The 13168-nt window shown below is 59.6% G+C and carries 6 protein-coding genes and 1 pseudogene; all 7 read left to right on the top strand.

Annotation, left to right across the window (positions count from 1 at the left end):
• Nucleotides 1–131 precede the first annotated feature (131 nt).
• Nucleotides 132–1169 (top strand): ABC transporter permease, encoded by a 1038-nt coding sequence (locus tag ABFT80_RS12110; protein ID WP_347972159.1) that lies wholly within the window; start codon nt 132–134, stop codon nt 1167–1169.
• Nucleotides 1170–1181: 12 nt separating this feature from the next.
• Nucleotides 1182–2339 carry an ABC transporter permease gene (locus ABFT80_RS12105; RefSeq protein WP_347972158.1) on the top strand — a complete coding sequence of 386 codons (1158 nt, stop codon included), beginning with the start codon at nt 1182–1184 and terminating at the stop codon, nt 2337–2339.
• Nucleotides 2340–2394: 55 nt separating this feature from the next.
• Nucleotides 2395–4536 (top strand): annotated as a pseudogene (locus ABFT80_RS12100) (dipeptide ABC transporter ATP-binding protein); the annotation flags it as partial.
• A gap of 763 nt (nt 4537–5299) precedes the next feature.
• Complete coding sequence (locus tag ABFT80_RS12095) at nt 5300–6841, top strand: trimethylamine methyltransferase family protein (protein ID WP_347972157.1); 1542 nt, start codon at nt 5300–5302, stop codon at nt 6839–6841.
• Nucleotides 6842–7075: 234 nt separating this feature from the next.
• Nucleotides 7076–9502, top strand: a complete 2427-nt coding sequence (locus ABFT80_RS12090) for a GcvT family protein (RefSeq protein ID WP_347972156.1) — start codon at nt 7076–7078, stop codon at nt 9500–9502.
• 952 nt (nt 9503–10454) lie between these two features.
• A complete protein-coding gene (locus ABFT80_RS12085) occupies nt 10455–11819 on the top strand; it encodes an NAD(P)-dependent oxidoreductase (protein WP_347972155.1) in 1365 nt (454 codons plus the stop codon).
• A gap of 2 nt (nt 11820–11821) precedes the next feature.
• Nucleotides 11822–13156, top strand: coding sequence for an NAD-dependent dihydropyrimidine dehydrogenase subunit PreA (preA, locus tag ABFT80_RS12080; protein WP_347972154.1), 1335 nt, complete (start codon nt 11822–11824; stop codon nt 13154–13156).
• The last annotated feature ends 12 nt before the right edge of the window (nt 13157–13168 follow it).

Raw genomic sequence — 13168 nt, 5'->3', positions numbered from 1 at the left:
AAAGAGGGGCCTTGGCGCCCCTCTTTCATTAGATGAGCGTCGGGATCAGCCGAATACCGGATACCGTCTTCGGTCTGATGCTTGGAAATGTCCGTTGCGACTGACCCCAACCGGGAAGGCAGGGGGACCTCATGCTTTCATTTGTATTGCGTCGGCTCGGCATCATGACCTTGACCATGTTGTGCCTGACGCTTGTCGTCTTTTTTCTCATCAATCTTGAGCCCAATCTCAAGAAGCTGGCGATCAGCCAGACGGAGCAACGTGCGACAGCCGAGCAGCTCGAAAGCTGGCTGGTCAAGAACGGCTACCGGCAGAATTTCTTCGTGCGCTACGGCCAGTGGCTGGGCGTCATGCCCAAGCAGCCGAATATCGATGCGACGACTGGCCAGGCGACACCGCGCTTCCGCTTTTGCGACGAGCCGGACGTTCCGACCTATTCGGGGGTGATCCAGGGCGATTTCGGTTGCTCGACCAAGTTTCGAACCACCGTTTCCGCCAAGCTTTTCCCGGCGCTCGGTGCAACGGGCATTTTGATGTTCTGGGTGATGGTGACGATGGTCCCCATCGCGCTTTTGATCGGCATCGTGGCAGGCATGCGCGAAGGCACGCGCACCGATCGCACGCTGTCCGTCGCTTCTATCGCAACCACCGCGACGCCGGAATATGTGTCGGGCGTCATCTTCACCGTCATCTTCGCCTCATGGCTCGGCTGGCTGAACGGGTCGGCGGCGAGCGCTACCAATCAGGGCATCAGTTTCTATAATTTCACGCTGCCGGTGATGACGATGGCAATCTACGGCATCGGCTACATCGCCCGCATGACGCGCGCCTCGATGATCGAGGTCATGACGCAGCAATATATCCGCACGGCGCGGCTGAAAGGTCTGAGTTTCAGAAGCGTTGTGATGAAGCACGCGCTGCGCAACGCGCTTATCGCGCCGTTCACGGTCATCATGCTGCAGTTTCCGTGGCTTTTGACTGGCGTCGTCATCGTGGAAACGATGTTCCGCTATCAGGGTTTTGGCTACACGCTGGTCGAGGCCGCAGGCAATAATGACATCGACCTTTTGCTGGGATGCTCGCTGGTTTCGGTTTTCGTGGTGCTGTTCACGCAGCTCATCTCGGACATCGGCTACGCATATCTCAATCCACGCATCAGAGTTCAGTAGGGGGATGGGCTGATGCAGTTGGAATTTGTCGGCGCTTTTCAGATTTTTCTCGGCGTACTCGTGCGCTTCTGGCCGGTCTGGATCGCGTTGGCCATCGTGCTTGCCGCCAGTCTGATATTCAAGAAACGACTCGGACTTTACGGCCAGCTTTTCGATACGGGCGTCGGCATCACCGGTGTCGTGATCTGCTTTTTCTGGCTGTTCACAGCCATATTCGCCAGCACCGTTTCACCCTTCGACCCGCTCGGGCAAATCCCGATCATGAAGGATGCGCTGCCGGGTGCTGTCGTTCCAGATACCGGTGCGGTCTATCTCTTCGGCGGTGACAAGCTGGCGCGCGATATTTTCAGCCGCATGGTTTTCGGCAGCCAGATCGTCTTGATCATCGCGCCTGCGGCCACGGCCTTCGCAATTATGGTCGGTGTGACGCTCGGCCTGCCTGCGGGATATTATGGCGGGCGTATTGATGCCTTCCTGTCCTTTCTTGCCAATCTCGTTCTGGCATTCCCGGTCATCCTGCTTTTCTACCTGCTGGTTACGCCGGGCATCATGGACACGCCGATCCCTTACGGCATGGCTGGCCTGTTCTTCTTGTTTCCGATCATCTTTTTCGCGGTGTTGTTCTACACACGGTACAAAAACCGTCCGCAGCTCGTATTCGTTCAGCTTGCGCTGACCTTCATCATCGGCGGCTGGATTTATGCGGGGCTGGTTTTCAATGCCGATCCGCTGGGCATCGTCCGCATCGATCCGAACCAGCTCAACATCTTTGTGGCGGTGGTTTTCGCGTCCAGTCCGGGCGTGTTCCGCATCGTGCGCGGTTTGGTGATGGACATCAAAACCCGCGATTACGTGGCGGCGGCGCAGACGCGCGGCGAGACGCCCTGGTACATCATGCTTTGGGAAATCCTGCCCAATGCGCGCGGTCCGTTGATCGTCGATGCGTGCCTGCGCATCGGCTACACGACGATCCTGCTCGGCACGCTCGGTTATTTCGGTCTTGGTCTGGCGCCTGAAAGCCCGGATTGGGGAACCGCGATCAAGGATGCCAGCCGTCTGCTGCGCTCCTTCATCCACCCCGCGCTGCCGCCGACAATCGCGCTCATGTCCTTCGTGCTCGGCCTCAATCTTCTGGCCGATGCGCTTCGCGAACAGTCGATGAAGGATTGATGCGGATGAGCGTTTATTCATCCGAGGATCACACATTTTGGAGAAGGAGCACGCCGTGAACGAAGCCGTCACAGCCACGCCAGGCGCCCAGCCCATCCTCGAAATCGAAAACCTGTCGATCTCCTTCTTCACGCGGCGCGGGGAAATCCCCGCCGTCATGGACTTTTCCTGCTCCGTCGCGCCCGGTGAGGCGATGGGCATTGTCGGTGAATCCGGCTGCGGCAAATCCACCGTCTCGCTTGGCATCATGCGCGACCTGTCCAATGTCGGCAAAATCGTCGGCGGGCGCATCAAGTTCCAGGGCAAGGACATGGGCGAATTGTCCGAGGAGGAGCTCCGCTCGATCCGCGGCAATAAGATCGCGATGATCTATCAGGAGCCGATGGCCAGCCTCAATCCGGCGATGAAGGTCGGTCGGCAATTGATGGAAGTCCCGCTGATCCACGAAAAAGTGTCGAAGGGAGAGGCTTACAACCGCTCGCTCGAAATGCTGAAGGCCGTGCGCCTTCCCGACCCCGAACGCATGATGAAATCTTACCCGCACCAGCTTTCCGGCGGTCAGCAGCAGCGCATCGTCATCGCGATGGCGCTGCTTTCGAAGCCAGCGCTGCTTCTGCTCGACGAGCCGACGACCGCACTGGACGTGACGGTCGAGGCGGGCATCGTCGATCTGGTGAAGGGCCTTGGCAAGCAGTTCGGCACGTCGATGATCTTCGTGTCGCACAATCTCGGATTGATCCTCGAAACCTGCGACCGTATCACGGTCATGTATTCGGGCGAGGCGGTCGAGACGGGTACTGTCAAAGACGTGTTCGACCGCATGCGCCACCCCTACACGCAAGGTCTTTTCCGCTCGATCCCGCTGCCCGGAGCCGACAAGAATTCGCGCCCGCTCATCGCAATTCCTGGCCAGTTGCCGCTGCCGCATGAGCGGCCGAAGGGCTGCAATTTCGGCCCGCGCTGCCACCATTTTGTGGAAGGCGTGTGTGATGCGGCCGAAATCCCGATGATAAGCGTCGAGGGTCACGACAATCATAACAGCCGCTGCGTGCGGTTCGACCAGATCGACTGGACAGCACTTCCCGAAGGCACGAAGACCAAGAAAGAGGCCGTCAAACCGGGCGCGACCGTTCTCAAGATCGACAATTTGAAAAAATACTATCGCGTCGCGGCAAACGAAGTGTTCGGCGGCGGCGAGGGCCGGGTCGTCAAGGCCAATGAAACGATCAGCTTCGAGGCGCGCGAATCCGAGACTGTCGCCATCGTCGGCGAATCCGGCTGCGGAAAATCCACGCTTGCAAAGGTTCTTCTCGGTCTTGAAACAGCGAGTTCCGGCGAGATCAAGCTTGGAAATCGAAATATTCAATCGACAGCCATCGAAAATCGCGATGTCGATACGGTGTCGTCGATCCAGATGGTGTTTCAAAATCCGTTTGACACGTTGAACCCAAGCCATTCGGTCGGGTCGCAGATCATCAGGACGCTGGAAAAATTCAAGATCGGCAAGACCGTTCTCGAACGGCGCAACCGGATGCTGGAACTGCTCGATCTGGTGAAGCTGCCGCGCGCTTTCGCCGAGCGCATGCCGCGTCAGCTTTCCGGCGGTCAGAAGCAGCGCATCGGCGTTGCCCGTGCCTTCGCCGGACGCGCACGCGTCGTGGTGGCGGACGAGCCGGTGTCGGCGCTCGACGTTTCGGTGCAGGCGGCAGTCACTGAACTGCTGATGGATATTCAGCGCGAATCCGGCACGACCATGCTGTTCATCAGCCACGATCTCTCGGTCGTGCGCTACATCGCCGACCGCGTGGTGGTCATGTATCTCGGCTACATCGTGGAGCAGGGGACGACTGATCAGATTTTCGCGCCGCCTTACCACCCCTATACCGAGGCGCTTTTGTCCGCGATTCCGATTGCCGATACGAGCGTGGTGAAGAAGCACATCGTGCTTGAGGGCGACATTCCCTCGGCAATGAACCCGCCAAGCGGTTGCCCGTTCCAGACGCGCTGCCGCTACAAGCACCTCGTTCCCGACAATCTCTGCGAGACGCAGGTGCCGCCACTGAAGGAACTCGGCGGCGGGCACAAAAGTCTTTGCTGGCTGTCGGATGATGTTCTGCAAGGGATGGAGCCGGTGATCAGCTTCGACAAGCCGAAGGTCGAAGATGTTGCCGCCGCCCCGCCTCCTGCGAATGCGCCGCGCAAATCGACCAGGGCTGCAAGCTCCGCCACGTCTAACGATGCGCCGGAAACGCCCGCCGAGGCATTGAAAAAGCAGGCCCGCCCGAAAGTTGCGGCCTCGAAGAAAATCTCTGCGATTCCGGGCGAATCCGCGTCGGAAAAAACGCTCACCGAAAGCGGCGAAGGCAGGCAGGCGGTGAGCAGCGAGGTGAAGCCCGCTCTCGCCGCCACGCCAAAGGAAGAAGCCGAGCAGAAGGGCAAGCGCGGGCAAAAGCCGCGTGCGGTGAAGACAGCGCCTTCCCCGGCAGCGGCGCGTGCCGCCATCGGAGCGAAACCGGCGAAGAAAGTGCCATCGCCAGCCGCCGAAAAGGGCAGGCCGCAAAGTATCGCACGCCCGGCAACCCCGGATGATCTCAAGATGATTTCGGGGGTCGGCCCGAAGATTGAGGGCATCCTGCATTCGCTGGGCATCTACAGCTTTGCGCAAGTCGCCTCCTGGAAAAAAGCCGAGCGCGAATGGGTCGATGACCATCTGCGCTTCCACGGCCGTATCGAGCGCGAAGACTGGGTAAAGCAGGCCAAGGCGCTCGCCAGAGGTGGTGAGGCCGAATACATCAAAGTGTTCGGCAAGAAGCCCAGATAGCTGAATCTGTTTTTGAAATACCGGCGTAAAATGCCGCTATTTTATTATTCGAAATCCGAAATGACGCCTGAGTTAAAATCTCGCCGTTAAGTGACGGTTTTCTGACAGTAAGACGAGGCAAGCGGCGTAGTCTGCGTCGATGAACGCTGAACCTCGCCGCCGACGCTCCGCCTCCCGCGCCCAATCCAAAGGGCCGAGCGTCATCCCGCAACTGCCATTGCGGCAGGTGCGAAACCCTTATCCGCCCATGCAGCTTTTGTCGGCGGATCAGGTCGAGGCGATCCATGAAGCCTCGATGCATATTCTGGAAAATTTCGGCATCGAGATGATGAGCCCGAAGGCGCTCGATGTGTTCGAGAAGGCCGGTGCGAAGGTTGATCACGCGACGCAAACCGTGTGGCTGGACCGCGGGCTGATCGATGAGGCATTGAAAACCGCACCATCGACATTCGATCTCACGCCGCGCAACCCTGACCATCGTGTCACCATCGGTGGCAATACGATCAACTTCACCCTCGTTGCCGGGCCGCCGAATGTCCATGATTTCGAACGCGGTCGGCGGTCTGGAAACCACCGCGACTATTGCGATCTCGTGCGCCTAGCGCAGCATTTCAACTGCATCCACATGCTCGGCAATCAGGTCTGCGCGCCGGTCGAAATGCCTGCGAATTCGCGCCATCTCGATACCTATCTGGCGAACCTCACACTCACCGACAAAAGCTTTCACGTCTCGGCAATCGGTTCCGGTCGCGCGCTGGACGGCATCAACATGATGGCGATTTCGCGTGGGCTGACTTTGGATGAAATGAAATCCAGCCCCGGCGTCACCACGATCATCTCCGTCAATTCGCCGCGCCGCTACGACGATTCCATGTCCGACGGGTTGATGACGATGGCCGAACACGGCCAGTCTGTCGCGATCACGCCTTTTACGCTCATGGGTGCGATGAGCCCGGTCACGCTGGCAGGCGCGCTGGCGCAGCAGAACGCGGAAGCGCTTTTCGGCATCGTGCTCACGCAGCTTATCAATCCCGGCACGCCGGTCATCTACGGCGCGTTCACCTCGAATGTGGACATGCGCTCCGGCGCGCCCGCTTTCGGAACCCCCGAAAATTCAAAGGCCAATGTCGCGTCCGGCCAGCTCGCGCGGCGCTACAATCTGCCTTATCGCACGACGCCGGGCAGCGCTTCCAATGCGGCGGATGCGCAAGGTGCATACGAGACCATGATGGGGCTGTGGGGCGCGGTGCTTGGCCACGGAAATCTCGTCTATCACGCTGCTGGCTGGCAAGAAGGCGGGCTCACCGCCTCGTTCGAAAAGCTAATTCTCGACGTGGAAATGATCCAGCACGTCATGGAGTTCCTGCGCCCGATCGAGGTGAATGAGGGCGAGCTTGCGCTGGATGCTCTGGGTCGCGTGCCGACCGGCGGCCATTTCTTCGGCGAGCCGCACACGCTGGAGCGCTATTCGACCGCCTTCTATCAGCCGCTTGTTTCGAACTGGCAGAATTACGAAAGCTGGCAGGAAGCTGGCGCGCTAGACGCCACGCAGCGCGCCACGCGGCTTTGGAAGAAGGCGCTGGATGAGTATGAGGAGCCGGTGATGGACGCGGCGATCCGCGAAGAACTCGACGCTTATGTGGCGAAACGCAAGGAAGATATTGGGGTGGGGGAGCCTTGAGGTTTTTGTGTCGCATTCCGTCCAACACCCCTCATCCGCCCCTTCGGGGCGCCTTCTCCCACAGGGGGAGAAGGCAGGGCGCATTTCCTTCTCCCCTTGCGGGAGAAGGTGGCCGAGCGAAGCGAGGTCGGATGAGGGGTGTTGGACGGAGCGCTACGCCTCACAAATCGATTCAACTCCTTCCCATCCTGAATCCCAAACCCCATCCAACCCATTGAAAAAACGGACAATCTCATGAAGTCGCATGCAAAGGTCGTGGTCATTGGCGGAGGTGTGGTCGGGTGTTCCGTCCTGTTCCATCTGGCGCGGGCCGGGTGGAAGGACGTCGTTCTGCTCGAACGTGACGAGCTGACATCCGGCTCGACCTGGCATGCGGCAGGCGGCATGCATACGGTGAACGGCGATCCTAACGTCGCCAAATTGCAGAAATATACAATCAATCTTTACAAGGAAATCGAGGAGCTTTCGGGGCAGGCGACGGGCGTGCATCTGACTGGTGGCGTGATGCTGGCAGCGACCACCGCGCGCATGGACTGGCTGCGCAATCTTGTCGCCAAGGGCAGGTATCTCGGTATCGAACTGGAAGAAATTTCGGCCAAGGAAGCGGGCGAAATCATGCCGCTTCTCGATCCCAACGAATTCGTCGGCGCGGTGCGCACGGTGGTCGATGGGCATCTGGACCCGTCCGGCGTCACTCATGCCTATGCGAAAGCCGCGCGCGTTCTGGGGGCGGAGGTCGAACGCTTCAATAAGGTGGAAGACATCGTGCGGCGCGAAGACGGCATGTGGCGCGTCATCACCAACAAGGGTGAAATCGTTACCGAGCATGTCGTGAATGCGGGCGGCCTGTGGGCGCGCGAAGTGGGCCGCATGGTTGGGCTGGAACTGCCGGTTCTGGCGATGGAGCATATGTATCTCATCACCGAGGACATGCCCGAAGTCGCCGAGTGGAACCGCAAGACCGGCACGGAAATCATCCACGCGATTGATTTCGACGGCGAGCTTTATTTGCGTCAGGAACGCGGCGGCATGCTCATGGGCACCTATGAGAAGGCCAATAAGCCGTGGTCAGAATATCAGACGCCTTGGAACTTCGGCCACGAACTTCTGGAGCCGGATATCGACCGTATCGCGCCTTCTCTGGAAGTCGGCTTCCGCCATTTCCCGGCGTTCCAGAATACGGGCATCAAGCAGATCATCAACGGGCCTTTCACCTTCGCGCCGGATGGCAACCCGCTGGTCGGGCCGGTGCGCGGCCTGCCGGGCTTCTGGGTCGCGTGCGGCGTGATGGCCGGGTTCAGCCAGGGCGGCGGTGTCGGGCTGGCGCTCGCAAACTGGATGATCGAGGGCGATCCGGGCGCGGATATCTGGGCAATGGATGTTGCGCGTTATGGTGACTGGGCGAGCATGGCCTACACGAACGCCAAGGTCCGCGAGAATTATTCGCGCCGCTTTTCTATCCGCTTCCCGAATGAGGAATTGCCTGCCGGGCGTCCGCTGAAGACGACGCCGGTTTACGATCTTCTTTCGCAAAAAGGTGCGCAATGGGGCGCTGCCTATGGGCTGGAGGTGCCGCTCTGGTTCGCGCCGGAAGGCGTCAAGGACGAGTTCTCATGGCGTCGCTCGAGCGATTTCGAGCATGTCGCAGGCGAGGTGAAAACGGTTCGCGAAGCCGTTGGATTGTCCGAGATTTCGGGCTTTGCGAAATACAGCGTCAAGGGCACGGGCGCTGCCGCGTGGCTTGACAGGCTGCTTGCCTGCAAACTGCCGCAGCCCGGTCATATGACACTAGCACCAATGCTGAAGGAAGACGGCAAGCTGATCGGCGATTTCACGCTTGCCAATCTGGGCAACGATGAGTGGTATATCGCCGGTTCCGGCATTGCCGAGCAGTATCATATGCGCTGGTTCGAGAAGCACCTTCCGGCAGATGGTTCAGTGACGCTCGACGGCTTGGGACAGCGCATGACCGGCCTGTCGATTGCCGGACCGAAGGCGAGGGAGGTGCTGGCGAAAGTCACTCGCGCGGGTGTCTCCAATTCGGCCTTTCCCTTCATGGCCATTCAGCGCATCGATATCGGAATGTCGCCATGCCTCGTCGGGCGCGTCAGCTATACCGGCGATCTCGGCTACGAAATCTGGGTCGCGCCGGAATATCAGCGTGCGGTCTATGCCGCCCTTATGGCAGCAGGCGAGGAGTTCGGCATCGGCCTGTTCGGCTCGCGCGCCTTGAATGCGCTGCGGCTTGAGAAGAACTACGGTTCGTGGGCACGCGAATACCGCCCGATCTACGGCCCGCTGGAAGCAGGGCTGGACCGCTTCGTCGCCTATGCCAAGGAGGCCGATTTCATCGGAAAAGCCGCCGCTGCTGCCGAGCGCAAGGAAGGCGGCAAGCTTCGCCTTCGCGCCTTTGTCGTCGATGCAATCGATGCCGATGTGATCGGCGACGAGCCGATCTGGTTCAACGGAGACGTGCGCGGCTGGGTCACATCGGGCGGCTATGCACATGGCTCAAAGAAGTCCGTCGCGATCGGCTATGTGCCGAAGGAAATCGCCGAGGAAAGCGACGGCTTCGAAATAGAATTCCTCGGCCGCCGCCACGCCGCGACGATGCAGCCGACGCCGCTGTTCGATGCGAATTTCGAGCGGTTGCGGGGTTAAAGGTGCGTCCTTCGAGGCTCGCTTTGGCTCGAGCCCTTCGCTATGGCTCCGGGCGGTCGTCATTCGTTTATAGTTTTGACTTCAAAGGCTTGGATCATTTCAGGCTTTGATGGAAAGAGCCCCTCACCCTTACCCTCTCCCCGTGAAGAACGGGGAGAGGGGGACGTGAACGTTGCGGTCAGCCTCCTTCTCCCCGTCCTTAACGGGGAGAAGGTCGCGGCAGCGGGATGAGGGGCAGCTCTACCCGAGCCGGAAAGGCTCTAGCCAAATTTCTACACCCCCTCTCATCTGCCACCCGGTGCGTGAATAAAAACCTCCAATTTCATGTTTTTTATCCACCCCCTCACACCCCGCACCTATCATTCTCCCACTGTCTGAGCGGGAAGCCGGTGCGCACCGGGTATCGGTTCAGACAGCGGTGACCTCCCGCCAACAGCTACGGTAGCTGTTGGACCCGAGGGCATCCGACAGGTCGGCGCGTCGAAGATGCGTTCATGGCGGGAAGTGACAAACCCCGCCGATGAAACATCCCAAAGCGTGCGGAGAAACCGCGATGTTTGCCTGCATTATTGAATGCAGGAAACATTGTGCCCGACCGACTGGGTAGCAGGTGAGGAGCGGTCCGCGCAGCGGGCGAGAAGCCAACAACTTGGCTTTTCGAGCTCCGACCGGCGGGGTGCGGACGTCGCGCCACGTATACAAACTACTAGGAAGGCACGGGCAAGCGCCCCGCTCCCGGTTCTTTGACAATGGCCAGACGCGGAAAGCGGGCGTGGCGATGGTGAAATGTTCCTGCGTGCTTCGAAGGACGCGCCACCACTTCACATAAACATGACTATATTTGTCATGTTTTTATCTCGTAAATTCAACTGCTTATCCAGAAATTTGACCGATTGATAAAAAAATAATCTGTGCTAGCCTTTCCTCAAAATGAAAATAATGGGGAACTTGAATGGCAGAAGGACTTTTCAAGGGAGGTATTGTCGGCGGACGTCTGTCGCCCACGCAATATGCCGAAAATTTCTCGGACCTTCATCCGCCGCTGGATCATCATGAGGCGCTGGTCGAATCCGATCGTTGCTATTTCTGCTACGATGCGCCCTGCATGCAGGCGTGCCCGACCTCGATCGATATTCCGCTGTTCATAAGGCAGATTTCGACCGGCAATCCCATCGGTTCGGCCAAGACGATCTTCGATCAGAACATTCTTGGCGGCATGTGCGCCCGCGTTTGCCCGACTGAGACGCTTTGCGAAGAGGTCTGCGTGCGCGAGGTCGCGGAAGGCAAGCCGGTTCAGATCGGACGTCTCCAGCGCTATGCGACTGACATCGCGATGGAGCAGGACAAGCAATTTTACGAACGCGAAGCGACAAGCGGCAAAAAAATCGCCGTAGTCGGCGCTGGCCCGGCGGGCCTTGCGGCAGCGCATCGTCTTGCAAAGCACGGTCACGAAGTGACGATCCTCGAGGCCCGCTCCAAGGCTGGCGGTCTCAACGAATACGGCATCGCGGCCTACAAAAGCACCGAGGATTTCGCGCAGGCCGAGGTCGATTATGTGACCGGCATCGGCGGCATCAAGATCGAGAACGATACGGCGCTCGGTCGCGATTATCACCTCTCGGATCTGGTCGGCAGCTATGATGCGGTTTTCCTCGGCATGGGGCTGAGCGGCGTCAACGCGTTGCGCGCCGATGGTGAAGATGCGGACGGCGTCGACAATGCGGTCGCGTTCATTTCCGTTCTTCGGCAGTCGCATGATCTGGGGTCGTTGCCGGTTGGGCGGCGCGTCGTCGTCATTGGCGGCGGCATGACGGCCATCGATGCGGCCGTGCAGTCCAAGCTGCTTGGCGCGGAGGAGGTCACGATCTGCTACCGTCGCGGGCAGGAGCATATGAACGCTTCCGAATATGAGCAGGATCTGGCCGCCGCCAACGGCGTGATGATCCGCCATTGGCTGCAGCCCAGCCGTGTCATCGCGGATGGCGGGCGCGTCAGCGCGATCGAACTCGAATACACAAAGCTCGACGGTGAACGCCTTGTCGGAACGGGCGAGAAAATCACTCTGCCAGCCGATCAGGTGTTCAAGGCGATCGGCCAGAGCTTCGAGCCCGCAGCACTCAACGGCAGCGGCGCATCGCTCGACATGGAAGCAGGCCGCATCAAGGTCGATGATGAAGGTCGCACGTCTATGACCAAGGTCTGGGCCGGTGGCGACTGCATTTTCGGCGGTGACGATCTGACGGTTTCCGCTGTCGCCCAAGGGCGCGATGCAGCCGAAAGCATTCACAAAGCACTCACCTCGAATGGGAGGGCATGAGCATGGCAGACATCCGCAATAATTTCGTCGGCATCAAGTCGCCAAATCCGTTCTGGCTTGCGTCCGCGCCGCCGACCGACAAGGCCTACAATGTCATCCGCGCCTTCAAGGCGGGGTGGGGCGGGGTCGTCTGGAAGACGCTTGGCGAGGAAGGTCCGCCGGTCGTAAACGTCAACGGTCCGCGCTACGGCGCGATCTGGGGGGCGGATCGCCGCTTGCTCGGCCTCAACAATATCGAGCTCATCACCGACCGTCAGCTTCAGGTCAATCTTCAGGAAATGAAGCAGGTCAAAATGGATTGGCCGGATCGCGCGCTGATCGCGTCGATCATGGTGCCTTGCGAGGAAAATGCCTGGAAGGCCATTCTGCCGCTGGTCGAAGAAACGGGTGCGGATGGCATCGAGCTCAATTTCGGCTGCCCGCATGGCATGTCGGAACGCGGCATGGGTGCGGCGGTCGGGCAGGTGCCGGAATATATCGAAATGGTCGTGCGCTGGTGCAAGCAGTACACGCGCATGCCCGTCATCACCAAGCTGACGCCGAACATTGCCGACATCCGCAAGCCGGCGCGCGCGGCCCATGCGGGCGGCACGGATGCCGTGTCGCTCATCAACACGATCAACTCGATCACCTCGGTCAATCTCGACACGTTCTCGCCCGAGCCGATGATCGACGGCAAAGGCACGCATGGCGGCTATTGCGGCCCGGCGGTCAAGCCGATCGCGCTCAACATGGTGGCGGAAATCGCCCGAGACCCCGAAACGCGCGGCTTGCCGATTTCAGGCATTGGCGGCATCACCACATGGCGCGATGCGGCGGAATTCATGGCGCTGGGCGCGGGCAATGTTCAAGTCTGCACCGCAGCTATGACTTACGGCTTCAAGATCGTTGAGGAAATGATCGAAGGCCTGAAAAACTGGATGGACGAGAAGGGCCACGCCTCGCTGGACGATGTTATCGGTCGCGCGACGCCCAACGTCACCGACTGGCAATATCTCAACCTCAATTATGTTGCGAAGGCGCATATCGATCAGGACGCATGCATCAAATGCGGTCGCTGCCACATCGCCTGCGAAGACACATCGCATCAGGCGATCACCAGCATGGTCGACGGCCTTCGCCATTTCGAGGTCATGGAAGACGAGTGCGTCGGCTGCAATCTCTGCGTCAATGTCTGCCCGGTCGAAGGCTGCATCACGTTGGATGCATTACCGGTGGGCGCAATGGATGAACGGACCCACAAGCCGGTGTCGCCTATCTATGCGAACTGGACGCAGCACCCGAACAATCCGATGGCCAAGCCTGCACCAGCGCCGGTTCCGGAGCCTGCGGAATAGGCTTTCCAAACA

It is taken from the genome of Foliimonas ilicis (assembly GCF_039939195.1).
Taxonomy (GTDB): domain Bacteria; phylum Pseudomonadota; class Alphaproteobacteria; order Rhizobiales; family Rhizobiaceae; genus Foliimonas; species Foliimonas ilicis.
Note: the sequence above shows the minus strand (reverse complement) of the source record. Positions and strands in the feature narration are given on the sequence as shown.